This window comes from Nostocoides sp. F2B08 (assembly GCF_009184895.1).
GTDB lineage: Bacteria > Actinomycetota > Actinomycetes > Actinomycetales > Dermatophilaceae > F2B08.
Map to the genome: position 1 here is coordinate 174,518 of NZ_WESE01000003.1, position 23,710 is coordinate 198,227.

Consider the following 23,710-nt stretch of genomic DNA (forward strand, 5'->3'; position numbering starts at 1 on the left):
ACTCGGCCCCCATGTGGGACCAGCCGTCGGAACCGGCCGACCCGGCGGCCGTCACGCAGGTCCTCGACCGGGTCGCGAAGACGCGGCCGCGGTGCGGCGCGGTCCGTGTCGTCGCCGTCGACGGGCGCAGCGGCTCCGGCAAGACCACGCTCGCACGGGCGGTCGCTGCGGCGCTGCAGGCTCCGGTGGTCCACATGGACCGTCTCTACCCCGGATGGGACGGCCTGGCCGCCTCGGTGCCCATCCTCGTCTCCGAGATCCTGGCGCCGCTCGCGGAGGAGGTGAGTGCCGCATACCGGGTCTGGGACTGGCACCGCGACCGGTGGAACGGCCGCGAGCACCTGGCCCCTGCACCCGTTCTCGTCGTCGAGGGCTGCGGGAGCAGCGTCGGTCCCGCGGGCGAGTACGCGGCGCTGCGGGTCTGGATGGAGGCCCCTCGGCGCGAGCGCCTGCGACGAGGCCTGGCTCGCGACGGCGAGACCTACCGTCCGCACTGGGAGCGCTGGGCGGCTCAGGAGGATCGACTGTATGCGGCGGACGGCACCCGCGCGAAGGCCGACCTGGTCATTCGGACCGGCTGAGCGCAACGAGGTTGGCCAGTCGCGTGGCATCGTTTCGAGCCGTGCCGCCGTCCGCTTTCTGGACCGCCATCACGGCCACCTCCTCGTCGTCGCGCAGGACGAGGACCGGCCACGCGGCTCCGCCGTGGAAGCGGACCGCCTCGACCTCGGCCCACTCGACCCGCCGCGACAGGATGAGGTTGCGGATGTCGATCCCCCGCTCGTCCGGGACCGCCTTGATCCCGACGTACCGCCAGAGGAACCCGGCGATGAGGAGTCCCAGCAGGATCATCATCACCCGGTCTCCCGCGGCGAAGCTGCCGCCCTCCTCCGGCGTCGGCGCGAGCACCGCGAACCCGGTGAAGATCAGCACCGACAGGATCGCCATCGTCATCGCGACGGCCCGCCCCCGCCGCGGGCGGAACGGTGCGTAGAGCGCCTCTGGCGATGTGGTCGTCATCGTCAGATCCGGCAGGCGCTGATCTCGGTGACGAGGATCGCGCGCGCGCCCAGGTCGTAGAGGCGGTCCATGATCGCGTTCGTGTCGGTGCGGGGCACCATCGCCCGAACGGCCACCCAGCCCTTGTCGTGAAGGGGGGAGACCGTCGGCGACTCCAGGCCCGGGGTCACCTCGCAGGCTTCGTCGATGATCGCGATGGGGCAGTCGTAGTCGAGCATGACGTAGGACCGTGCGGTGGTGACGCCGAGCAGTCGACGGCGGAGGATCTCCACGCCAGCCTGCTGCTCCGAGGTCACGTCCTTGATCAGGACCGCCTCGCTGCGCAGGATCGGGTCACCGAACACCGCCAGGCCCTGGCTGCGCAGGGTCGCACCCGTCTCGACCACGTCCGCGATGACGTCGGCCACCCCGAGCGTGACCGCCGTCTCGACGGCGCCGTCCAGACGGACGACCTCGGCGCCGATGCCGAGGTCGGCGAGGTGCTTCTCGACGAGTCCGGGGTAGGAGGTCGCGACGCGGCGCCCCGCGATGTCGGCGACCGAGGACACCACCCCGGGTCGGGCGGCGTAGCGGAACGTCGAGGTCCCGAAACCGAGCGTCATGACCTCGACTGCCGACGATCCGGCGTCGAGGAGCAGGTCGCGGCCGGTGATCCCGCAGTCGACGGTGCCCGAGCCGACGTACACCGCGATGTCACGGGGCCGCAGGTAGAACAGCTCGACACCGGACGACTCGTCGCTGACGACGAGCTCCTTGCTGTCGCGACGGGTCCGGTATCCGGCCTCGCGCAGCATCTCGCCGGCGGCATCGGAGAGGGACCCCTTGTTGGGGACGGCGATTCTCAGCATTGGGGGTTCCTGGGTCAGAGGTGGGCGTAGACGTCGTCGAGCTCGATCCCGCTCGCGAGCATGAGGACCTGGAGGTGGTAGAGCAGCTGGCTGATCTCCTCGGCCGTGCGTTCGCGACCCTCGTGCTCGGCGGCCATCCACACCTCGGCGGCCTCCTCGACGATCTTCTTCCCGATCGTGTGAACGCCGGCGTCGAGAGCGGCGACCGTGCCCGACCCCTCGGGTCGGGTGGCCGCCTTGTCGGCGAGCTCGGCGAACAACTGGTCGAACGACTTCACGTCACAAGGGTACGGGTGCGCGAGCGGGCAAGACCCAACCGTCCACCGCCGCCTACTAGGGTCAAACGCATGGCCAGGGTCGAGGAGAACAGCCCCGCCCGTGCGGCGGCGGTCGCCGTCCACGCCTACACCGCGCTCGGTGCGGTCCTGGCGCTGGCCATGGTCCATCTCTCCTACCAGGGCGAGGTCGTGGCCGTCCTCTGGCTGTTCCTCCTCGCCATGGTCATCGACGGCACCGACGGCTTTCTCGCACGCCGGTTCCGGGTCGCCGAGGTGCTGCCCGGCTTCGACGGAGCGCTGCTGGACAACATCGTCGACTTCCTCACGTACGCCTTCGCGCCCATGGTCCTGCTGTGGAGCGCGGGCTACCTCCCGTCCGGATGGCTCGGTGGCGCGGTGGCGGCCGTACCGCTGCTCGCCTCCTGCTACCAGTTCTGCCGGACCGACGCCAAGACCGAGGACCACCTGTTCACCGGTTTCCCCAGCTACTGGAACATCGCGGCCTTCTACGTCGTCGTCCTGGGCTTCGCACCGGCCGTCACGACGATGGTTCTCCTCGTCCTGACCGTCCTCGTGTTCGTGCCGGTCGGCTATGTCTACCCGTCGCGGACGGAGCACGCCTGGCGCCCGACGATGACGCTGACCGCCGGCTGGCTGGCCGCGTACGCGGTGATCCTGCTCGGCCTGCCCTCGCCGAGTCCCTGGTTGGTCGCCCTGTCGGCGGTCTACCCGGTCTACTACGTGGCTCTCAGCCTGCACCTGACGCGCCGACGCCGCCGGCGACCGGCGTCACCGGTCGCGCTCGCCGACTGACCCGTCCCCCTCCACCGACCGGTCCCCCACGCCCGGCCCGTCGACGACCTGCACGCCGAGGGCGTCGACCAGTGCGAGCGCCCCGCCGGGATCGACGCGCAGCCCGGCCGTCCGGGCCTCCCGGACGTCGAGACCCAGTCCGGTGGCACCGACGACGAGGGCTCCACGCAGGTCGGCCCCGGTGAACCGGGCACCGGAGAGGTCGCAGTCGACGAACTCGACGGCCCGCGCGTCGGCACCGCCGAAGTCGGCCTCGACGAGTGAGCACCGGACGAAGCGCATCCCTCGGACATCGGTCTCCGCGAACGACCCGTAGTCGAGTCGGCAGGCCTCGAACGTGACAGAGCGCGGGGCGAGTCCCCCCGCGCGCACGCCCGACCAGCGGACCGCCTGGGCCTTGGAGTCGCGCATGGTGCAGTCGGCCAGCCGCACATCGATGAGCGAGGCCCTGGAGAGGTTGACGCCGACGAGCGTGCATGAGTCCAGAGCGCACCGCCGCCATACGCTCAGCTCGAGGGTGGCGCCCTCGATCCGACAGTCCTCGAAGTCGAGGTCGCGCAGCTCGGTCCCGGGCTCCACCGCTCCCGACAGCACCCGGCCGCCGATGTAGGAGGTCCCTATCACGGAGGCGAGGGGGACGGCCCGTTCAGCCACCGTGCTCGGCGACACGCGCCCGCAGCTCGTCCACCGCACCCGCCGCGGACTCGGCGCCGAAGACGGCCGAACCGGCGACGAAGACGTCGGCGCCGGCCTCCGCGCACTGCTCGATGGTCTCCGCCGACACCCCACCGTCCACCTGGACCCAGATCTCCCCGCCGTGACGACGGACCGCCTCCCGGATCTGGCGCACCTTCGGCATCTGGTCGACCATGAACGACTGCCCACCGAACCCGGGCTCCACCGTCATGACGAGGACCATGTCGACCTCGTCGAGCAGGTCCTCGTACGGGGCGAACTGCGTCCCGGGCTTGAGCGCGAACGCCGCGCGCGCTCCTGCGGCCCGGATCGCGCGACTCACCCGGACGGGGTCGGCGGCCGCCTCGATGTGGAAGGTGACGGACCCGGCTCCGGCCTCGGCGTACGGCGGCGCCCAGCGGTCCGGGTCCTCGATCATGAGATGACAGTCCAGGGGGATCGGGCTGACCTCGACCAGCGCCTCCACCACGGGCAGGCCGATGGTCAGGTTCGGGACGAAGTGGTTGTCCATGACGTCGACGTGAGCCCAGTCCGCGTTGCCGATCGCTCGCAACTCGGACTCGAGGTTGGCGAAGTCGGCTGAGAGGATCGACGGCGAGATCTGCACCACATCACCCTATGCGGTGGGTCCGTCCGGTGCGGGTCGCGACCGGCCGCGACCCGATCGCCCTCCGCGACGTCGGGCGGTGAGCCAGCGTGCCACCTCTTCGGCGTGAGACTCCGGCGCGGGCACCGGGTGGAAGACGTACTCGATGACGCCGTCCTGCGCCACGAGAGTGAGCCGCCGGTACGCGGTGGTCCCCGAGACCGTTAAGGTCGGCAGACCGAGGGCTCGGCCCACCTGCCGGGTGGGGTCGGCGAGAAGCGGGTAGTCGAGGTCGAGGCGAGCGGCCGCCTCGCTCTGGTAGGCGGCGTCCTGGGCGGACAGCCCGTAGATTCCGGCGGCACCGCTGTCGCGGAGCCGGGTCGAGAAGTCGCGGATGCCGCACAGCTCGGCTGTGCACCCCCGAGCCCCGACCACCTCGTCCCAACCCGGTGGCATCGGCCGCCCCGGTCGCGCGGTGCGCGGATAGACGAAGACGACGGTGCGGCCCATCGGCAGGTCGCTGAGGTCGACGACCGAGCCGTCGGTCGCGCGAAGCCGTGCGATCGGCATCGCCCGTCCGACGAGGTGATCGACGGCTCGGTCGTCCGCGACCAGCGCGTGGCGGTCGGGAGTATTGGTAGGGCCACCGACATCGGCCTGAACCGGTTCTGCCTCGCTCACCGACCCATCCCATCCGCGCGTGTCCGTGCCTGCACGGCCGTCCTCGCCGCGACGGCCTCACGTCGATGATGACACAGCCGCTGACCTGCGGATCAGGGTCAGGAACATCGCATCGGTGCCGTGCCGGTGGGGCCAGAGCTGGACCGCCGGGCCGGGGCCGACCCCCCCGATCGGGTGGCCGTCGCGGTCGAGTAGGTACTCCCGGGCGTCGATCCGCTCGGCGTCCCCACGTCGCCGCAGGACGTCGGAGACGACGAGCGAGGTCTCGGCCGGGTGCGGGCTGCACGTGGCATAGGCGACCACTCCCCCGGGCACCGTCGCGTCCAGCGCGCTGTGGAGCAGGTCGCGCTGGAGTGGGCCGAGTGTCGCGAGGTCGGTCGGCTGCCGGCGCCAGCGGGCCTCGGGGCGGCGCCGGAGGGCGCCGAGGCCGGTGCACGGCGCGTCCACGAGCACTCGCGTGTAGCGCTCCGGCTCGCCGGCTCCGGTCTCCCGTCCGTCGGCGACCCGGACCTGGACGCTCCGCCCCGCGGCCGAGAACAGGGGTTCGAGAGCCGACAGGGTCGAGCGGACGAGCTCGGCCCGGCGGGGGTTCACCTCGCCGGCGACGAGATCGGCGTCGGCTGACAGGGCGAGGGCGGCCAGGAGTCCCGCCTTGCCTCCGGGGCCGGCACACAGATCGAGCCAGCGTTCGTGGCCGGCAGCGGCGGTGCCGGTCAGGGGAACCGTGGCCAGCGCGATCGCCAGCAACTGGGAGCCGGCATCCTGGACGGCCGCCCGACCGTCCCTGACGGCCGCGATCCGACCGGGGTCGCCTCCGTCGAGGATCCACGCCGTGGGCCCGAGCGGGTGTTCTCGGGCCCCGGCGGCGCGCAACTCCTCCTCCGCGCCGAGGCCGGGCCGCGCCACGAGGTGGACCGGCGGAGCGACGTTGTCGACCGCGAGCAGGGCGTCGAGCTCGTCGTCGACGGTGTCCGGCGTCGCTGAACCGTGTGCGAGAAGCGCCTGCCGTAAGGCCTTGACCACCCACTCGGGGTGTGAGTGCAGCGCTGCGAGTCGGGCCGTGGGGGGCTCGTCGGGCACGGTTCGGGCGAGCCACTCGTCGAGTGACCGTTCGCTGATGCGACGCAGGACCGCGTTGACGAGCTTGGAGGGACCGATCCCGTTCACCGCACGGGCCAACCCGACGGTCTCGCCAACTGCGGCGTGCTGCGGCACCCGCATCGCGAGGAGCTGGTGCGCCCCGAGCCGCAGTGTGTCGAGCACCGCGGGGTCGAGGGCCGAGGTATCCCGGTCCGCGGCCACGGCGATGATTGCGTCGTACCGCCCGCGCCACCGGGTCGCACCACTCACCAGTTCGGTGACGAAGGCCGCGTCACGCGTGTCGAGGCCGGCGCGCCGAAGCGCCTGCGTGAGCTCGAGGTTCGTGTACGCCCCGTCGGAGACGGCCCGCATGACGCGGTATGCGGTGTGCCGGGCCGGATCTCCAGTGCGCCTGCGGTCCCGGGGTGCCTGTGTCGAGTGGCTTCGGCCCGACCCGGACCGCCGTGGGCGGCTCTCGTCTCGGTCCGCCGACCGTTCCGCCCGCTCGGCGGATCGTTCACCGTGTCCGTCTCCGCGGCGGTTGCGCCGGTCGCTCATCCGAGCCGCTCTCCGGCCTCGATGCGGACCCCGCGGGCCCAGTCCGCGGCGGGCATCTCGCGTCTGCCCACCGGGCGGACCGTCCCGAGCCGGACGGCTCCGGAGGCGGTGCCCACGAGGATCTCACGCTTCTGGGCGCGGATCTCGCCGGGCCCGAGGGAGTCCGCGTCGGTGACGGGCTCGACGGGTCCCACTCCCAGCCGACTCTCCCGGAAGGTCGTCCAGGCGCCGGGCGCCGGGGTGCACGCCCGCACCCGCCTGTCGACAGCGAAGGCCGGGTCGCCCCACCGGACCATCGCGTCCTCGGTCCCGAGCTTCGGCGCATGCGAAACCCCCTCGGCGGGCTGGTCGACCGGCACCGCGGATCCGTCCGCGAGAGCGTCGAGCGTTGCGAGGAGCAGTGGGGCCCCTGCAGTGGCGAGCCGGTCGAGGAGCTCGCCGGCGGTGTCCCGCGGACCGATCCGTTCGGTCATCCGGCCGAGCACCGGTCCGGTGTCGAGACCGGCCTCGATGCGGAATGTCGTCGCTCCGGTCAGCTCGTCGCCGGCAAGGATGGCGTGCTGGACGGGCGCTGCCCCGCGCCACGCGGGGAGGAGCGAGAAATGCAGGTTGATCCATCCCAGTGCCGGGATCTCCAGCACCGCGGGCGGCAGCAGCGCTCCGTAGGCCACGACCGCACAGACATCGGGCCGCAGCTCGCGCAGGGTCTGCTGGAAGGTCGTATCCCGCGGATGGTCCGGCGTGAGGACGGGAACCCCGAGATCACTCGCGGCGGTCCGCACCGGCGACGGCTGCACGGCCCTTCCCCGTCCTGCCCGCGCGTCCGGGCGGGTGACCACGGCGAGCAGCCGGTGCCCGGAGCCCACGATGACCCGCAGTGACGGGATGGCGACCTCCGGGGTGCCGGCGAAGACGACGCGCACGGGACTCAGAGCGCGCGGCCGAAGGTGGGGTGCGGACTGGCCCGCACGACCGGCGCCGGCGTGCCGAACCACTGCGACTCTCGCACGATGCGCATGGCCTCGCGCCGCTGGTGCGGGTCCAGCCGGTCGATGAAGAGGATGCCGTCCAGATGGTCGGTCTCGTGCTGGATCGCCCGGGCGAGCAGCTCGGTGCCGACGATACGGACCGGCTCACCGTGCATGTCCTGGCCGCTGGCCACGACTCCGTAGGGTCGGGTGACCTCGCAGCGCAGACCCGGGAAGGACAGACAGCCCTCCTCGCCGTCCTGCTCCTCGTCCGTCACGTCCAGGACCGGGTTGACGAGGTGGCCGAGGGTCCCGTTCACGTGCCAGGTGAACACCCGCAGACCCACCCCGATCTGGGGCGCGGCCAGGCCCGCTCCCGGCGCGTCGAGCATGGTCTCGGTCAGGTCGGCGACGAGGGTTCGCAGCTCCTTGTCGAAGACTGTCACCTCGTCGGCGCGGGTGCGCAGGACCGGGTCGCCGAAGAGCCGGATTGGGGCGATGCTCACGCCTGGATTGTATGCGCGGGTCGCGCTCGCGGAACGCGCACCGTGGTCACACCGTCGGATCGGGAACGCGCATCCGGATGCTGACCGGATCCTCGGTCTTCTTCGCGGCGTCGGTCCGTCGCACGGCCTGCAGATGCCGGGCCAGGGCCTCGGCTCCAGCCTCGGGGGTGCGCAGGATCAGGCGCCAGTCACCACCTGTCACCACTGTGGCGGCGGGCTCCGGTCCGAGCACGGTGACCGCTTCGGGGAGGTCACCGACGGCGACGGCCTCGACGGCCCGTCGGCCACCGGTGACGAGGGCCATCACGGTGCTGGGCGGCAGGTGCAGCTCGCGCCGGTCCCGGAGCTCGCGAGCGGCGAGCCACGGAGCGTCCCAGCGGCTGAGGGCCTCGACCGCCGGCACGTCCGCGTGTGCAGGTACACCGCACAGGACGACCGTGCCGCCCGTCGCCGGTCCCTGCACGAGTGCGGCGGCCGCCGCCCACCGTCGGAACGCCTCGACCGAGGCGTCGATGCTGGGACGGTCGAGCAGCGCCCAGGCGTCCAGGAGGATCGCGGCCGCGTATCCGCCCTCGGCGAGCGGCTCGGCCCCCGGTGTGGAGATGACGATCGAGGGGCCGGGCGAGACCTCACCTAGCACGGCTCCCGCGCCGGAGGTGTGGACCGGCACCCCCGGAAAGGCGCGCGCCAGCTCCTCAGCGGTGCGTCGAGTGCCGACGACCAGCGCGCGGACCGTGCGGCCGTTGCACTGCGGACAGCGGTACTCGCCGTCCCGGGTGTGACACAGGCGGCACACGAGGGTCGTGTCGCGCTGGGTCATCCCCAGAGCCCCTCCGCACCGACGGCATCGGGCTCTGCGGCGGCAGTGGGTGCAGGCCAGAGACGGAGCGTAGCCACGGCGAGGCACCTGGATCAGGACGGGTCCGGACTCCAGCGCCCTCCGGGCCGTCCGCCACGCACTGGACGGGATGCGCGCTCGGGCCAGCACCGGATCCGCCTCGCGCTCGTAGTCCTCGCCCGCGATGACGACTCTCGGCACTGAGCCGCGCACCTGCGCACGGGGCAGCAGGATCTCCTTGGCCTTCCCCGCGTCGACCCACGCCTGGAGCGCGACGGACCGGGCGAACCCGCCCGTCACGAGGGCGGCCCCTTCGATCTCGGCCCGGACCGAGACCACGTCCCGCACGTGCGGGTAGGGCGCTCGCGGCTCCTGCCACAGGTCGTCACCGTCGTCCCACCACGCGATCAGCCCGAGCTCGCGCACCGGGGCCCACGCAGCCGCCCGGGTCCCGATCACGACGCCGACGTGACCACGAAGGACCTTGAGGAACGCGGCGTAGCGGGCCTGCGGACCCTGGTCCGCGGTCAGGACGACATGACGACCCGCCCCCATGCTGGCGGAGACAGCGGCGTCGACGCGTCCCACGTCGCGGTGGTCCGGGACCAGCAGGATGCTCCCGCGGCCGCCGGCCAGGGTCGCCGCGGCGGCCTCTGCCATGGCCGCCGGCCAGTCGACAGCCGGCTCGGTGGTCGGCGCCGCGCCCCACACCGCGGCAGGGGCCTCGCGCGCGGCCAGCCGACGGAGCAGCGCCGCTCCGGCCGGGTAGCGCGCCCACGCCGTCGGCCGGTCGACCATCGGGGGCGGCGGAGGAGGTTCACCGCTCGCCGGGAGTGCGCGCTCGGCCCGAGCGTGGCGCGGCGGCACGGCGAGCCGCAGCACATCACCGACCACCCCGGCGTGGTCGAGCGCGACGCGCTCGGCCGCGGCGAGGACGTCGGGGGTGAGGACTCGCTCCGGCGACACCAGACGTCGGATCGGCTGCAGTCTGCCGGGGTGTTCCGGCTCGTCGCGCAGGGCGGTGACGAAGCCGTCCAGGTCGCGACCGGCGAAGCGCACCTTGACCCGGGCCCCCGGTGCGACCAGGGCGAGGAGGTCCTGCGGGACGGCGTACTCGAAGGGGCGGTCGAGGTGCGCCAGGCCGGTGTCGACGAGGACCGCGGCGACGCTCATGGTCCGACCCTAGGGCGAGGTGCCGACAGCCCTCTGCAGGGCTTCGACCCGGTCGGTCCGCTCCCACGTGAAGGCGTTGGGGATGTCGGCCGCCATGGTGCGACCGAAATGACCGTAGGCAGCGGTCGGCCGGTACATCGGTCGGAGCAGGTCCAGGCTCTCGACCAGGGCCGCCGGCCGCAGGTCGAAGACCTCGGTGATGGCGCCCTGGATGCGGTCGACCGGCACGGACTCGGTGCCGAAGGTCTCGACGTAGAGGCCGACCGGATGGGCCTTGCCGATGGCGTAGGCGACCTGTACCTCGCAGCGCGTCGCGAGCCCGGCGGCCACGATGTTCTTGGCCACCCAACGCATCGCGTATGCGGCCGACCGGTCGACCTTGCTCGGGTCCTTGCCGGAGAACGCGCCGCCACCGTGGCGGGCCATGCCCCCGTAGGTGTCGACGATGATCTTGCGACCGGTCAGCCCGGCGTCCCCCATGGGGCCGCCGATCTCGAAGCGGCCCGTGGGATTGATCAGGGTCCGGTACCCGTCGACGTCGAGGTCGGTGCCGGTGCGGAGAAGGTCGTGCAGGACCGGCTCGATGACGTGCTCGACGATGTCGGGCACGAGGAGGTCCTCGAGCGAGACGTCCGAGGCGTGCTGCGTGGACAGCACAACCGTGTCGAGTCGGACCGCCCGGTCCCCGTCGTACTCGATGGTCACCTGCGTCTTCCCGTCCGGACGCAGGTACGGGACCGTCCCGCCCTTGCGGACCGCCGTCAGACGCTCGGCCAGCCGATGGGCGAGGAAGATCGGCAGCGGCATGAGCTCGGGGGTGTCCTCGCACGCGTAGCCGAACATCAGGCCCTGGTCGCCCGCGCCTTGCTTGTCGAGCGGGTCGACGCCTCCGATGCGGTTCTCGTATGCGGTGTCCACCCCCTGCGCGATATCGGGGCTCTGGCTGCCGATCGAGATCGAGACGCCGCAGGTCGCGCCGTCGAACCCCTTCGTCGAGCTGTCGTAGCCGATCCTGACGATCGTGTCCCGCACGAGCTTGGGGATCTCGACATACGCCTCCGTGGTCACCTCACCGGCGACGTGCACCAGGCCGGTCGTGACCATGGTCTCGACGGCGACGCGCGCGTGGGGATCCTGGTCGAGCATGGCGTCGAGGATCGCGTCGGAGATCTGGTCGCAGATCTTGTCGGGGTGACCCTCGGTCACGGATTCGGACGTGAACAGGCGGCCGGCCACGGATGGGCTCCTCAGGGTCGGGGGATGAAGCGGCGGGGATGGCGTGACGCAGGGACGGTCGGGGCAATGGTCCGCAGCATTCTAGACGCGCTCAGCCGCGCCGACGGCGAGCGTCCAGGATGGCGTCGAGCACGGCGTCGGCGATCGCCGCCTTGCCGGCCGGCCCGACCTCGGCGACCGGGTTCTCGACACCGCGGCGCAGGATGACAACGGAGTTCTCGTCCTGACCGAATGCCTTGTCGATCCCGACCTCGTTGACGACGAGCAGGTCGCAGCCCTTGCGCTCGAGCTTGGTCCGGCCGTGCTCGAGAACGGTTCCGTCCTCGTCCCCGGTCTCGGCCGCGAACCCCACGATCAGCGGATCGGTCGCTTCGCCCCGCTCGGCGACGAGGCCGGCCAGGATGTCAGGATTGCGGACGAGGCGGATCGTCGGTCCCGGCTCCTCGTCTTCCGTGTCGTACGACTTCTTGATCTTCGTCTCGACGTACGCGTCCGGGCGGAAGTCCGCGACGGCGGCGGCCATGACGACCACGTCGTGGGACGGGAGGGCCGCCCGGGTCGCGGCGGCCAGCTCGAGGGCCGACCCCGCGCGGACCACCTCGACATCCGGCGGAGGTGGCACCTCCGCGTGAGCCAGAACGAGGGTGACGATGGCCCCCCGACGACGCGCGGCCGCGGCGAGAGCGACGCCCTGCTTGCCGGAGGACCGGTTGCCGAGGAACCGGACCGGGTCGAGCGGTTCACGGGTGCCGCCGGCGGTGACGAGGACCCTCGTCCCGACGAGGTCCTGGCGTGCGCCGCTGGTCCTCGTGACTCGGTCGGCGCGGGCCAGTTCCCGCTGGCACACCTCGAAGAGGTGCTCCGGTTCGGGCAGCCTGCCCGGACCGCTGTCGGCACCGGTGAGGCGCCCGGCGGCCGGCGGCACGACATGGACGCCGCGCTGGGTCAGGGTCTCGACGTTCGCCTGAGTCGCCGGATGCTCCCACATCTCGGTGTGCATGGCCGGGGCCATGACCACCGGACAGCGGGCCGTCAACAGCGTGTTGGTCAGAAGGTCGTCGGCCATCCCGGCGGCGGCCCGGGCGAGCAGGTCCGCCGTTGCGGGGGCCACGACGACGAGGTCGGCGCTCTGCCCGAGACGGACGTGCGGAACCTCGTGGACGTCGGTCCACACATCCGTCGCGACGGGACGGCCGGACAACGCCGCCCAGGTGGGCTCACCGACGAAGCGGAGTGCGGCGGCGGTCGGGACGACCGTGACCTCATGGCCGGCCTCGGAGAGCAGGCGTAGCAGCAGCGCGGCCTTGTAGGCGGCGATACCTCCCGAGACCCCGAGGACCACGCGCACGTCGGTGTGCCCTTCTTCCCTGACCGCCGTGATCGTCCGGTCAGCCCTCCGGCGTGGCGGTCAGCAGGTCCTCGTTGATCTCCCGCAGCGCGATCGACAGCGGCTTCTCGTGCTGCTGGGCCTCGACGAGCGGCCCCACGTACTCGAGCAGGCCCTCCTGGAGCTGGGAGTAGTAGGCGTTGATCTGACGGGCTCGCTTCGCGGCGTAGATGACCAGCGCATACTTGCTGTCGGCCTTGGTGAGCAGTTCGTCGATGGGCGGGTTGGTGATGCCGATCGCGGTGACGGGTGCAGGCACGATGAGTGCTCCTCGGTTGGGGACTACGGGAGTGGTCGGCTCAGGACGCGGTGGACCGCGGCCCGGCTAGGAGACCTGGGATCTCATCAATGATACGAGTTCCTCGGCCGCCCGCCGAACGTCGTCGTTGACGATGACGACGTCGAACTCGCCGGAGGCCGCCATCTCGACCTCCGCCGTTCGGAGCCGCGCCGCTCGCTCCGCCTCACCCTCGGTGCCGCGCCCGACGAGGCGTCGCACGAGCTCGTCCCAGCTCGGCGGCGCGAGGAAGACGAAAAGTGCCCCGGGCATCGACGCCCGGAGCTGGCGGGCTCCCTGGAGGTCGATCTCGAGCAGCGGCACACGGCCGCCCGCCAAGGCCGCCTCGACGGCATGCCGAGGGGTGCCGTACCGGTTCCGGCCGTGGACGACGGCCCACTCGAGCATGTCTCCCGCGGCGACCATCGCGTCGAACTCCTCCGGAGAGACGAAGAAGTAGTGCTCGCCGTGCACCTCGCCGGGACGGGGCGCTCGCGTCGTCGCCGACACGGACAGCCACACATCGGGGAAGTGCTCCCGGATGTACTGGGAGAGCGTGCCCTTGCCTACGGCTGTGGGGCCGGCGAGGACCACGGGCCGTGGACGAGAGGTCACGGACCGAACCTACCGCGCCCGACCGCACGAGGGCCTGGCACCGACGGCGAGGCGAGGTTGCGCCTGCGGGGGTCTACTCGGCGGCGAAGCGCTTGACGAGAGCCGCCGTCTGGTTCGCTCCGAGGCCGCGCACGCGACGCGAGTGAGCGATGCCGACCTCGTCCATGATCTGGCGGGCGCGGACCCGGCCGATGCCGGGCATCGACTCGAGGAGGGCACTGACCCGCATCTTGCCGATCGCGTCGTTCTGCTGGCCGGCGGCGATGACCTCCTCGATCGACTCGCCGGAGGTCTTCAGTCGGGTCTTGACGGCGGCACGCTCGCGGCGGGCCTCGGTGGCACGCTGCAGTGCAGCGGACCGCTGTTCTGGGGTGAGGGGCGGAAGGGCCACTTCTTGACACTCCTTGCGCTGGTGGGGCGGTTGAGGTGCGAAAACGCGGTGCCACAGGTCTGGACGCCTCGTCCTGAACCACGCTACCGGGCGTACAGGTCAGCGTGTGTTGAACCTTTGCGCCTCTCCGCGTGCCGCGTCTCGCAATGCGGACACCTGGGGTCCCTGACGCAGGATCGACCGGCTGCTGGCCACGAGGACCTGAGGCAGCGCGGAGCCGAAGACGGTCCTCAGGTCGTCCGACCCCGCCCCCTGGGCACCGACGCCCGGAGCGAGGATCGGGCCGCCCGCCGCTGCCAGGTCGATCCCGAGATCACGGACCGCCGCACCGACGGTCGCCCCGACGACGAGCCCGACATGACCCAGCCCTCCCCGCTCGACCGCTCCGGCGTTGTCGCGGGCGGCCCCCTCGGCCATGGACGCGGCGACGGACCGGCCGCTGCGAACAGCGTGCTGGACGGCGGCTCCCTCGGGGTTCGACGTCAGACACAGCACGAAAACCCCCCGCCCGTGCCGGGCGGCCAGGTCGATCGCGGGGCGGAGGGACTCGTAGCCGAGGTACGGACTGACGGTGATGGCATCGGGCGGCGCCACGGCATCCGCGCCGAGGAAGGCCTCCGCGTACGCGTCCATGGTCGAGCCGATGTCGCCACGCTTGACGTCGAGGACGACGATCGAACCCCGGGCACGCAGTTCGTCGACGACGCGTTCGAGCAGCGAGACGCCCCGTGAACCGAACAGCTCGAAGAAGGCGGACTGTGGCTTGACGGCCGCCACGTGCCCGCCGAAGGCTTCGACACACGTCATCGCGAAACGCTCCAGTCCCGCGAGATCCCGTTCCAGTCCCCACGCGTCGAGCAGCGAGCGGTGCGGGTCGATGCCCGCGCACAGCGGTCCGTATGCGTTCATCGCCTCCCGGAGTCGGTCCCCGAAGGTGGGGCGCGGGTCGATGTCGGTCCTCTTCCGGTCACTCACGACGACTCCCTTTCCGTCCCGTTCGACCTCTCTCGGCCGGCGTTCCACCGCCAAGGTCTCTCCCGCCCCGTCGCTCACGTCAGCGCCGCGCCGACCGCATTGCGGACCGACGCATACCCTCTCCGCGCGAGCTCCTCGGCGAGCTCGTCCCGGACACGCACCGGAGCCATCGGGTCGTTGAAGGTGGCGGTTCCGACCTGGACGGCGGTCGCACCCACGGCGATGAGCTCGAGGGCGTCCCGACCGGTGCGGATCCCCCCGACCCCGATGATCGGCGCCGGGGGCAACCGGCCCTCGCGCATGGCCGAGGCCACCTGCCAGACGGCCCGCACCGCGATCGGACGCACCGCAGGCCCGGACAGTCCCCCGGTCACACCGGCGACCTGGGGCCGCATGCGGTCGAGGTCGACCACCATGCCGAGCGTCGTGTTGATCATCGTCAGACCGGACGCACCGGCCTTCAGACAGGCGGACGCGATGTCGACGATGTCGGTCACGTCGGGACTGAGCTTCGCGATGATCGGCGTGTCACGTGGGAGTGCCTCGCGGACCAGGGTCATGACCCGGGCCGAGGCTCCGGGGTCGCAGGCGAAGACCTGGCCGCGGTTGGCCACGTTGGGACAGGAGATGTTGACCTCGACGCCGATCACGCTGTCGACGTGCTCGCTGGCGGCAAGGGTTGCCGCGACCTCGGCGAACTCGGTGCCGGTGCCCCCCGCAATCGAGACCAACACGCGCGCGCCGTGCGCGGCCAACCAGGCGAGGTCGGTGTCGACGAAGGCGGCGATACCCGGCCCCTGCAGTCCGATGGAGTTGAGCATGCCGCTGGGCGTCTCCGCCATCCGCGGCGTCCCCCGCCCCGAACGCGGCTCCCGCATCACGGTCTTGGTCACGAATGCCCCGAGCTCGCGGACGTCGAAGAACCGATGCAGCTCCGGCCCGTTCGCGGCGCATCCGGACGCGGTCATCACGGGGTTGTCGAGCGTCAGGCGGCCGGGCGCGGCCCCGAGGTCGACCCGCAGTTCCACGTCGGCCGCCGGACGGGAGGTGTCGGTCGCGGTCGACATCAGTGGGCCCTCATCCCGGTCGCGCCGTGGGCGTCGTCGGGAACGGTGCACAGGCCGTCCGCGAAGGCGTCCCACCGGACCCGGTCACCGCGGAAGACGGGACCGTCGACGCAGCTGCGGACCATCCGGGTGGTGCCGTGCTTGTCGCGCACGGGCAGCACGCATGTCATACACACACCCACTCCGCAGGCCATGGCCTCCTCGACCGCGACCTGGGCCACGGCCCCGTGCGCAGCGGCGATCGAGCTGACCGCGCTCAGCATGCCCATCGGCCCGCACGCGTAGACGACCCTGGCTCCACAGGCGTCGATCATGTCGGGCAACGCCTCCGAGACCCAGCCCTTCCGGCCGGCAGTGCCGTCGTCGGTGCAGATCGTCACCGCGTCCGCCGTCCGTCGCGCCTCGACCACGCCGAACAGCCGTGACTCGGTCGCGGCCCCGAGGATCATCTCGACCCGACAGCCCCGTTCGCGCAGCATCTCCGCCAGCCAGAACAGCGGCGCCGACCCGTAGCCGCCGCCGACGAGGACGCATGCCACGCCCTCGGTGGGTAGGGGGAAGGGGCGACCCAGCGGGCCGATGACTCCTGTGGTGTCGTGGGGGCGGAGCTCGGTGATCCACCGGGTGCCCGGACCGACCGCGGACACGACGACGTCCACCGTCCCGCCGTAGGTGCCGCTCGGAGTGACCCGGTGGATCGAGAAGCACCGGCGCAGCAGGTGGGCGGTGGTCGGGCCACCGACGGACAGGGCCACGAAGTGGCCCGGCCGTGCGCGTTCGGCAACGCCCGGAGCGACGAAGGTCAGGTGCTGGTACTCCCCCGCGCGCCGGGTGGCGACGAGCTCGGCGGTCACGGAGACGACGTCGGAGGAGACAGCCGCTCTCATCCGGCAACCCCCTCGGTGACGTCGGCCGAGACGGCGTCGGCGCGTCCCACCGACCAGAGGTCGATATCCGCCGCGTGGGCCTGCAGCGCCTTGACGTGGACCTCACCGGTCAGGAGGGCCTCGATGCCGTGCACCGCGGCGGCGAGCTCCTGGACGGTGGTGATGATCGGAATGTCGTACGACGTGGCGGCGGCACGGATCGCGTAGCCGTCGGCGCGGGCCGTCGGACCGGTGGGGGTGTTGACCACCATGTCGATCTCGCCGGCCGTGATGAGGTCGACGATGCTCCGCTCGCCCTCTCGGCGCTCGGCGTGCTTGCGCACGACCGTCGTCTCGATGCCGTTGCGTCGGAGCACGTTCGCGGTGCCGGTCGTCGTGTACACGGTGAAGCCGAGGTCCGCGAGTCGCTTGACGGGGAAGATGATGCTGCGCTTGTCCCGGTTGGCGACCGACACGAACACCGCCCCCCGTAGGGGCAGGCCGCCATAGGCTGCCAGCTGACTCTTGGCGAAGGCCAGCCCGAAGTCGGATGCGATCCCCATGACCTCCCCGGTCGAGCGCATCTCCGGACCCAGCAGGCTGTCCACGGCCATCCCGTCGACCGTCCTGAACCGCTTGAAGGGCAGCACCGCCTCCTTGACCGAGATCGGCGCCTCGACCGGCAGCTCCCCGCCGTCGGTGTGCGGTGGCAGCAGACCCTCGGCCCGGAGCCGCTCGATGCTCGCCCCCAACATCACCCGGGCGGCCGCCTTCGCGATCGGGACGCCGGTGGCCTTCGCGACGAACGGAACCGTCCGGGATGCCCGCGGATTGGCCTCGAGCACGTAGAGCACGTCCTGCGCGAGCGCGAACTGGATGTTCATCAGGCCACGCACTCCGATGCCCTCGGCCAGCCGACGCGTCGACTCCCGGACCCTGGCCAGCTCCTCGGCGCCCAGGGTCACCGGCGGGAGGGTGCACGCGGAGTCTCCGGAGTGGATGCCCGCCTCCTCGATGTGCTCCATGATCCCGCCGAGGTAGAGGTCGGTGCCGTCGTAGATGGCGTCGACGTCGATCTCGACCGCATCGTCCAGGAAACGGTCGACCAGGATCGGGTGCTCAGGGGATGCGACGGTCGCCCTCGTCACGTAGTCCACGAGCGTCTCGTCGTCGTACACGATCTCCATCCCCCGTCCGCCGAGGACGTACGACGGCCGGACGAGGACCGGGTAGCCGATCTCGGAGGCGACCTCGAGCGCGTCCTCGGCACTGAATGCCGTGCCGTGCCGCGGCGCCGGCAGACCGGCGTGCGCCAGCACGCGGCCGAAGGCTCCCCGATCCTCGGCCAGATGGATCGCTTCAGGCGAGGTGCCGACGATCGGCACGCCCTCGTCCTTGAGCGCCTGTGCCATTCCGAGGGGCGTCTGACCGCCGAGCTGGACGACCACGCCGGCCACGGGACCGGCCTGGCGCTCCGCGTGGACCACCTCGAGGACGTCCTCGAGGGTGAGCGGCTCGAAGTACAGGCGGCTGCTCGTGTCGTAGTCGGTCGAGACGGTCTCCGGGTTGCAGTTGACCATGACCGTCTCGTAGCCCGCGTCACGCAGAGCGAAGCTCGCATGCACGCAGGAGTAGTCGAACTCGACCCCCTGCCCGATCCGGTTCGGTCCGCTACCGAGGATTATCACGGCGGGCGTCGTGCGTGCCTCCACCTCGTTCTCCTCGTCGTAGGACGAGTAGTAGTAGGGCGTCCGCGCGGCGAACTCAGCGGCGCACGTGTCCACGGTCTTGTACACGGGGCGGACACCAAGGGCGTGGCGAACGCCGCGCACGACGGGCTCCCGCATACCGGTGATCGACCCGATCTGGGCGTCGCTGAACCCGTGTCGCTTGGCATGGCGCAGCAGGGCCGGGGACAGTCGACCCTGGCCGGCGGCGGCCTCGGCCGCGAGCTGCTCGGCGATCGTGTTGATCACCTCGATCTGGTCGAGGAACCACGGGTCGATGCCCGTGGCCTCGTGAACCTGTTCGACGGTCAGCCCGGCTCGCAGCGCCTGCTGGACGGCGACGATGCGGCCGTCCGTGGGCCGCTTGGCCGTCTCCAGGACCGCGTCGAGCTGGGCGTCGGAGGCGGGCGCACCGTGCCAGTGGAACGAGCTGCCTGCCCGATCGATCGAACGCAACGCCTTCTGGAGGGCCTCGGTGAAGTTGCGCCCGATCGCCATCGCCTCGCCGACGCTCTTCATCGTGGTCGTGAGGGTCGTGTCGGCGTGCGGGAACTTCTCGAAGGCGAACCGGGGAACCTTGACGACGACATAGTCCAGGGTCGGCTCGAAACTCGCCGGGGTCTCCTCCGTGATGTCGTTGGGCACCTCGTCGAGGGTGTATCCGATCGCCATCCGGGCCGCGATCTTCGCGATGGGGAAGCCGGTCGCCTTGGACGCGAGCGCCGACGACCGCGACACTCTCGGGTTCATCTCGATGACGATGATCCGCCCGTCCTGCGGGTTGACCGCGAACTGGATGTTGCAGCCACCGGTGTCCACACCCACCTCGCGGATCACGGCGATGCCGATGTCCCGCAGTCGTTGGTACTCCCGGTCGGTGAGCGTCAGTGCGGGCGCGACAGTGATCGAGTCACCCGTGTGCACCCCCATCGGGTCGAGGTTCTCGATCGAGCACACGACGACGACGTTGTCGGCGTGGTCGCGCATGAGTTCGAGCTCGTACTCCTTCCACCCCATGATCGACTCCTCGAGCAGCACCTCCGTGACTGGCGAGTACTGCAGGCCCGCACCGGCGATCCTGCGCAGGTCGGCCTCATTGTGGGCGAAGCCGCTGCCGAGACCGCCCATCGTGAACGAGGGACGCACGACGACGGGATACCCCAGGTCCTCGGCGGCGGCGAGCACCTCGTCCATGGAGTGGCAGATGATGCTCCTGGCGGACTCTGCCCCGCAGCGCTCGACGACGCCCTTGAACTTCTCGCGGTTCTCGCCGAGCTCGATCGCCTCGACGTTGGCACCGATGAGCGGGCAGTCGTACTTCTCCAGGACCCCGCGTTCGTGCAGTGCGATCGCGCAGTTGAGCGCCGTCTGCCCACCGAGGGTGGCGAGCACCGCGTCGGGACGCTCGGCGGCGATGATGGCCTCGACGACCTCGGGTGTGATCGGCTCGATGTAGGTCGCATCGGCGAACTCCGGATCCGTCATGATCGTCGCCGGGTTCGAGTTGACCAGGATGACCCGGATGCCCTCCTCGCGCAGGACCCGGCAGGCCTGTGTCCCCGAGTAGTCGAACTCGCAGGCCTGGCCGATGACGATCGGCCCGGAGCCGATGACGAGAACACTGCGGATGTCGTCGCGTCTGGGCATCAGGCGCTCCTCTCGGTGGACGTGGACGATCCCTCGGGCACCCGGTCCTTCGCCGTGGACTGCTCCAGCATCAGATCGACGAACCGGTCGAAGAGGTAGGCCGCGTCGTGCGGACCCGCCGCGGCCTCCGGGTGGTACTGGACCGAGAACGCCCGAACCCTTCCGTCCGGACCGAGCACCTCGAGGCCCTCGACGACGTCGTCGTTGAGGCAGACGTGACTCACCCGCACGGATCCGAACTCGGTGGTCGTCTCGGCGTCCAACGGCGCGTCGACGGCGAACCCGTGGTTGTGGGCTGTCACCTCGACCTTGCCGGTGCTCCGGTCGAGGACCGGCTGGTTGATGCCCCGATGACCGTACTTGAGCTTGTAGGTGCCGAAGCCCAGCGCCCGTCCGAGGATCTGGTTGCCGAAGCAGATGCCGAAGTACGGGATACCCCGACGCAGCACCTCGCGAAGCAGGTCCCGCTCGTGGTCGGCGGTGCCCGGATCCCCAGGACCGTTCGAGAAGAACACACCGTCGGGCTCGACGGCCAGCACGTCCTCGATCGAGGCCGTGGCCGGCAGCACGTGGACGTCGATGCCCCGCTCGGCCAGACTCGTCGGCGTCATCGACTTGATCCCGAGGTCGACGGCGGCGACGGTCAGGCGCCTGGTTCCCACTGCGGGGACGGTGTACGCGACATGTGTCGACACCTCGGCCGCGAGCGCCGAGCCGGCCATCCGGGGGGCGGACCGGACGTCCTCGAGGAGATCGGCGAGCGGCTGCTCGGCAACCGCACCCGAGTAGATGCCGACCCGCATGGCCCCCCGCTCGCGCAGGTGCCGGGTCAGGGCGCGGGTGTCGACTCCGCTGATTCCCACGATCCGCTGCGCGTTCAGTTCCTCCTCGAAGCTGCGCCGGGACCGCCAGTTCGAGGGTCGGACGGCCGGATCGCGGACGACCAGTCCCGCGACCCAGATCCGAGCCGACTCGTCGTCCTCGTCGTTCCAGCCGGTGTTGCCGATGTGCGGTGCCGTCATGACGACGACCTGCCGGTGGTAGCTCGGGTCGGTCAGGGTCTCCTGGTACCCCGTCATCCCGGTGGCGAAGACCGCTTCACCCACAGTGCGGCCGGTTGCGCCGAACGGCTCCCCGGGGAACGTGCGGCCGTCCTCGAGCACGAGCAGAGCGGTCATGACCGGTCCTCCTGTTCGCCGGCGTGAGCCCGGCCGCCGAGCGCGGTGACTCGTCCGCGCAGGATGGTCGCGTGCACCGCTCCTGTGAAGGTACGGCCATGCCAGGGGTTGTTGCGCGACAGCGAGTGGGAGGCATCGCGGTCCACCGTGACCGACGCATCCGGATCGACGAGCACGAGGTTCGCAGGCTCGCCGACTGCCACGGGGCGACCGTGAGTGTCGAGCCGGGCGATGCGAGCCGGAGCGACGGACATGCGTTCGACCAGGTCGCTCAGGCCCATCCGGCCGGACCGCACCATGACGTCGTGGACGACCGAGAACGCCGTCTCGAGTCCGAGCATGCCGAAGGCCGCGTCGACGAATGCGTGCTCCTTGTCGTGGCGGGCGTGCGGCGCGTGGTCGGTCGCGACGGCATCGATGGTGCCGTCGGCGAGGGCCTCCCGGAGCGCCTCGACGTCCCCCTGCGGCCGAAGCGGCGGGTTGACCTTGTGGACCGGGTCGTAGTCGCGGACCAGGTCGACATCGAGAGCCAGGTGGTGCGGGGTCACCTCCGCGGTGATCGCGACGCCCTGGGCCTTGGCCCACCGCAGCACGTCCACGCCCTCGGCGGTCGAGACGTGCGCCACGTGCACCCGGGATCCGGTGTGCCGGGCGAGCATCGCGTCGCGAGCGATGACGGTCGACTCGGCCACTGCGGGCCACCCGGGCAGTCCGAGTCGTCCGGAGACCTCGCCCTCGTGACAGCACGCTGTGCCGTCGGCCAGCCGTGGATCCTGGCTGTGCTGGGACACGACGCCGCCGAAGGCCCTGATGTACTCGAGCGCGCGCCGCATGATTCGGGCGTCGGCGACGCAGCGGCCGTCGTCGGAGAAGACCGTGACCCGGGCTCGGCTGCGGGCCATCAGACCGAGTTCCGCGAGTTCGTCACCGGCCAGGCGCTTGGTGACGGCACCGACCGGTTGAACGTCGACGAGCCCGGCCGCGCGGCCCAGGTCGAGGATGTGCACGGCCGCCTCGGCGGTGTCCGTCACGGGATCGGTGTTGGCCATCGCGAGGACGGCGGTGAACCCGCCGGCGGCCGCGGCCGCCGATCCGGTCGCGACCGTCTCGGTGTCCTCGCGGCCCGGTTCCCGCAGGTGGGTGTGGAGGTCGACGAACCCGGGAAGGACGGCGAGCCCGTCGGCGTCGATGACCTCGGTCGACCCCGGTCGATCGATCGGCCCAGTGGTCGAGACCTGAGCCACCACCCCGTCGCGAACGAGGATGTCGGCACTCGTGGCCCCGAGGATCCGGGCGCCGGCGATGAGAAGGTCACTCATGTCGTCCCCTCCCTTCCGCTGTCCTGGTCCCGGACCGAGTGGTCTCCGGAGAGGAGGTGGTAGAGGACCGCCATCCGAACCGCGACACCGGCCGAGACCTGGTCGAGGATGACCGAGCCCAGCCCGTCAGCGGCGTCGGCACTGATCTCGAGGCCGCGGTTCATCGGTCCGGGGTGCATGACGAGGACGTCCTCATTGCGCCGTCGGAGGCGCTCCACACGCTCGCGCGAGAGGCCGTATCCCACGGAGTACTCCCGCGCGGTCGGGAAGAAGCCTCCGCTCATCCGTTCACGCTGCACGCGGAGCATCATGACCACGTCCGCCGCCGGCCCGACGAAGAGCGCCTCGTCGAGGTCGTGGGACAGGACGAACCCGTCGCGTCGCGACCACTCGGCGGCACCACTCGGCATCAGGGTCGGAGGGGCCACGACGGTGACGTCCGCGCCGAGCGTGCCCAACAGCAACACGTTGGAGCGGAAGACCCGGCTGTGGGTGAGGTCACCGACGATGACGACACGGCGGCCGGCGAGGTCGCCGAGTCGCCGCGTCATCGTGTAGGCGTCGAGCAGGGCCTGGGTGGGGTGCTCGTGCGTTCCGTCGCCGGCGTTGATGACACTGGCGTCGACCCAGCCGGCCACCTGCCGACAGGCGCCGCTCGCCGAGTGGCGGATGACGAGCGCGTCGACCGCCATCGCCGTGATGGTGAGGACGGTGTCCCGGAGCGACTCCCCCTTGGACGCCGAACTTCCCTTGGCTGTGATGTTGATGGTGTCCGCGGACATCCACTTGCCGGCGATCTCGAAGCTGGACCGGGTCCGGGTCGAGTCCTCGAAGAAGAGGTTGATGACCGTGCGTCCGCGCAGCGCGGGCAGCTTCTTGACGTCGCGCCGCTGGATGTCGTGCATCGATGCCGCCGTCTCGAGGATCTCGATGACCTCGTCGCGATCCAGGTCGGCCGCTGAGAGGAGGTGGCGGGGCAT

Annotated in this window: 24 protein-coding genes; 2 read left to right on the forward strand and 22 right to left on the reverse strand. The window is 71.3% G+C overall.

What is annotated here, in order from left to right; genetic code table 11:
- Positions 1-11 precede the first annotated feature (11 nt).
- On the forward strand, positions 12-581 hold the full coding sequence (locus GA707_RS08225) for a (d)CMP kinase (protein ID WP_152177951.1): 570 nt from the start codon (positions 12-14) through the stop codon (positions 579-581).
- Here GA707_RS08225 and GA707_RS08230 read toward each other — a convergent pair.
- From GA707_RS08230 to GA707_RS08240, 3 genes are read right to left on the reverse strand one after another with little or no spacing between them, the layout of a single operon-like run.
- Positions 565-1,020, reverse strand: coding sequence for a PH domain-containing protein (locus GA707_RS08230; RefSeq protein WP_152177952.1), 456 nt, complete (start codon positions 1,018-1,020; stop codon positions 565-567). The two genes, GA707_RS08225 and GA707_RS08230, sit on opposite strands and share 17 nt — an antisense overlap.
- 2 nt (positions 1,021-1,022) lie before the next feature.
- Positions 1,023-1,868 carry an ATP phosphoribosyltransferase gene (gene hisG / locus GA707_RS08235; protein ID WP_152177953.1) on the reverse strand — a complete coding sequence of 282 codons (846 nt, stop codon included), beginning with the start codon at positions 1,866-1,868 and terminating at the stop codon, positions 1,023-1,025.
- Positions 1,869-1,882: 14 nt separating this feature from the next.
- Entirely contained in the window at positions 1,883-2,146 is a 264-nt protein-coding gene (locus GA707_RS08240) for a phosphoribosyl-ATP diphosphatase (RefSeq protein ID WP_152177954.1), read from the reverse strand.
- A gap of 69 nt (positions 2,147-2,215) precedes the next feature.
- Between GA707_RS08240 and GA707_RS08245 the strand changes: the two genes are divergently transcribed.
- Positions 2,216-2,959, forward strand: a complete 744-nt coding sequence (locus GA707_RS08245; protein ID WP_152177955.1) for a phosphatidylcholine/phosphatidylserine synthase — start codon at positions 2,216-2,218, stop codon at positions 2,957-2,959.
- Here GA707_RS08245 and GA707_RS08250 read toward each other — a convergent pair.
- From GA707_RS08250 to GA707_RS08340, 19 genes are all read right to left on the reverse strand, one after another.
- Positions 2,936-3,583: a pentapeptide repeat-containing protein gene (locus GA707_RS08250; RefSeq protein ID WP_193315242.1), complete on the reverse strand. Its 648-nt coding sequence runs from the start codon at positions 3,581-3,583 to the stop codon at positions 2,936-2,938. The genes GA707_RS08245 and GA707_RS08250 overlap by 24 nt on opposite strands.
- Before the next feature lie 22 nt (positions 3,584-3,605).
- Positions 3,606-4,262: a ribulose-phosphate 3-epimerase gene (gene rpe / locus GA707_RS08255; RefSeq protein ID WP_152177957.1), complete on the reverse strand. Its 657-nt coding sequence runs from the start codon at positions 4,260-4,262 to the stop codon at positions 3,606-3,608.
- Between the two features lie 9 nt (positions 4,263-4,271).
- The gene (locus GA707_RS08260; protein ID WP_226963638.1) at positions 4,272-4,922 is read right to left on the reverse strand and encodes a peroxiredoxin; all 651 of its coding nucleotides are present in this window, start codon (positions 4,920-4,922) and stop codon (positions 4,272-4,274) included.
- A 57-nt stretch (positions 4,923-4,979) separates the two neighbouring features.
- Entirely contained in the window at positions 4,980-6,560 is a 1,581-nt protein-coding gene (locus GA707_RS08265; protein ID WP_152177958.1) for an RsmB/NOP family class I SAM-dependent RNA methyltransferase, read from the reverse strand.
- Positions 6,557-7,483 (reverse strand): methionyl-tRNA formyltransferase, encoded by a 927-nt coding sequence (gene fmt / locus GA707_RS08270; protein ID WP_152177959.1) that lies wholly within the window; start codon positions 7,481-7,483, stop codon positions 6,557-6,559. The genes GA707_RS08265 and fmt overlap by 4 nt, the downstream gene beginning before the upstream one ends.
- Positions 7,484-7,488: 5 nt before the next feature.
- Positions 7,489-8,034, reverse strand: coding sequence for a peptide deformylase (gene def / locus GA707_RS08275; RefSeq protein ID WP_152177960.1), 546 nt, complete (start codon positions 8,032-8,034; stop codon positions 7,489-7,491).
- A 46-nt stretch (positions 8,035-8,080) separates the two neighbouring features.
- Positions 8,081-10,045 (reverse strand): primosome assembly protein PriA, encoded by a 1,965-nt coding sequence (locus tag GA707_RS08280; RefSeq protein ID WP_152177961.1) that lies wholly within the window; start codon positions 10,043-10,045, stop codon positions 8,081-8,083.
- Between the two features lie 9 nt (positions 10,046-10,054).
- Positions 10,055-11,281, reverse strand: a complete 1,227-nt coding sequence (gene metK / locus GA707_RS08285) for a methionine adenosyltransferase (protein ID WP_152177962.1) — start codon at positions 11,279-11,281, stop codon at positions 10,055-10,057.
- Positions 11,282-11,372: 91 nt separating this feature from the next.
- Entirely contained in the window at positions 11,373-12,629 is a 1,257-nt protein-coding gene (gene coaBC / locus GA707_RS08290; protein ID WP_152177963.1) for a bifunctional phosphopantothenoylcysteine decarboxylase/phosphopantothenate--cysteine ligase CoaBC, read from the reverse strand.
- 40 nt (positions 12,630-12,669) lie between these two features.
- The gene (gene rpoZ / locus GA707_RS08295; protein WP_304650372.1) at positions 12,670-12,927 is read right to left on the reverse strand and encodes a DNA-directed RNA polymerase subunit omega; all 258 of its coding nucleotides are present in this window, start codon (positions 12,925-12,927) and stop codon (positions 12,670-12,672) included.
- A gap of 66 nt (positions 12,928-12,993) precedes the next feature.
- The gene (gene gmk / locus GA707_RS08300) at positions 12,994-13,560 is read right to left on the reverse strand and encodes a guanylate kinase (protein WP_152177964.1); all 567 of its coding nucleotides are present in this window, start codon (positions 13,558-13,560) and stop codon (positions 12,994-12,996) included.
- 73 nt (positions 13,561-13,633) lie between these two features.
- Positions 13,634-13,951 carry an integration host factor, actinobacterial type gene (mihF, locus tag GA707_RS08305; protein WP_152177965.1) on the reverse strand — a complete coding sequence of 106 codons (318 nt, stop codon included), beginning with the start codon at positions 13,949-13,951 and terminating at the stop codon, positions 13,634-13,636.
- A gap of 99 nt (positions 13,952-14,050) precedes the next feature.
- The gene (pyrF, locus tag GA707_RS08310; protein ID WP_226963639.1) at positions 14,051-14,926 is read right to left on the reverse strand and encodes an orotidine-5'-phosphate decarboxylase; all 876 of its coding nucleotides are present in this window, start codon (positions 14,924-14,926) and stop codon (positions 14,051-14,053) included.
- 74 nt (positions 14,927-15,000) lie between these two features.
- Complete coding sequence (locus GA707_RS08315) at positions 15,001-15,993, reverse strand: dihydroorotate dehydrogenase (RefSeq protein WP_152177966.1); 993 nt, start codon at positions 15,991-15,993, stop codon at positions 15,001-15,003.
- On the reverse strand, positions 15,993-16,880 hold the full coding sequence (locus GA707_RS08320; protein WP_152177967.1) for a dihydroorotate dehydrogenase electron transfer subunit: 888 nt from the start codon (positions 16,878-16,880) through the stop codon (positions 15,993-15,995). Before GA707_RS08320 ends, GA707_RS08315 begins: the two co-directional genes overlap by 1 nt.
- A complete protein-coding gene (carB, locus tag GA707_RS08325; RefSeq protein WP_152177968.1) occupies positions 16,877-20,233 on the reverse strand; it encodes a carbamoyl-phosphate synthase large subunit in 3,357 nt (1,118 codons plus the stop codon). The genes GA707_RS08320 and carB overlap by 4 nt, the downstream gene beginning before the upstream one ends.
- Positions 20,233-21,411 (reverse strand): glutamine-hydrolyzing carbamoyl-phosphate synthase small subunit, encoded by a 1,179-nt coding sequence (gene carA / locus GA707_RS08330; RefSeq protein ID WP_152177969.1) that lies wholly within the window; start codon positions 21,409-21,411, stop codon positions 20,233-20,235. The genes carB and carA overlap by 1 nt, the downstream gene beginning before the upstream one ends.
- Complete coding sequence (locus GA707_RS08335) at positions 21,408-22,730, reverse strand: dihydroorotase (protein WP_152177970.1); 1,323 nt, start codon at positions 22,728-22,730, stop codon at positions 21,408-21,410. The genes carA and GA707_RS08335 overlap by 4 nt, the downstream gene beginning before the upstream one ends.
- A complete protein-coding gene (locus GA707_RS08340) occupies positions 22,727-23,710 on the reverse strand; it encodes an aspartate carbamoyltransferase catalytic subunit (protein WP_152177971.1) in 984 nt (327 codons plus the stop codon). Before GA707_RS08340 ends, GA707_RS08335 begins: the two co-directional genes overlap by 4 nt.

Bases quoted from the DNA above. Each gene is read 5' to 3' on its own strand.
- GA707_RS08340 (WP_152177971.1), bottom strand. From the start codon at position 23,710: ATGCCCCGCCACCTCCTCTCAGCGGCCGACCTGGATCGCGACGAGGTC.
- carA (WP_152177969.1), bottom strand. From the start codon at position 21,411: ATGACCGCTCTGCTCGTGCTCGAGGACGGCCGCACGTTCCCCGGGGAG.
- GA707_RS08320 (WP_152177967.1), bottom strand. From the start codon at position 16,880: ATGAGAGCGGCTGTCTCCTCCGACGTCGTCTCCGTGACCGCCGAGCTC.
- GA707_RS08230 (WP_152177952.1), bottom strand. From the start codon at position 1,020: ATGACGACCACATCGCCAGAGGCGCTCTACGCACCGTTCCGCCCGCGG.
- GA707_RS08315 (WP_152177966.1), bottom strand. From the start codon at position 15,993: ATGTCGACCGCGACCGACACCTCCCGTCCGGCGGCCGACGTGGAACTG.
- GA707_RS08225 (WP_152177951.1), top strand. From the start codon at position 12: ATGTGGGACCAGCCGTCGGAACCGGCCGACCCGGCGGCCGTCACGCAG.
- GA707_RS08245 (WP_152177955.1), top strand. From the start codon at position 2,216: ATGGCCAGGGTCGAGGAGAACAGCCCCGCCCGTGCGGCGGCGGTCGCC.
- GA707_RS08280 (WP_152177961.1), bottom strand. From the start codon at position 10,045: ATGAGCGTCGCCGCGGTCCTCGTCGACACCGGCCTGGCGCACCTCGAC.
- GA707_RS08335 (WP_152177970.1), bottom strand. From the start codon at position 22,730: ATGAGTGACCTTCTCATCGCCGGCGCCCGGATCCTCGGGGCCACGAGT.
- hisG (WP_152177953.1), bottom strand. From the start codon at position 1,868: ATGCTGAGAATCGCCGTCCCCAACAAGGGGTCCCTCTCCGATGCCGCC.
- carB (WP_152177968.1), bottom strand. From the start codon at position 20,233: ATGCCCAGACGCGACGACATCCGCAGTGTTCTCGTCATCGGCTCCGGG.
- GA707_RS08265 (WP_152177958.1), bottom strand. From the start codon at position 6,560: ATGAGCGACCGGCGCAACCGCCGCGGAGACGGACACGGTGAACGATCC.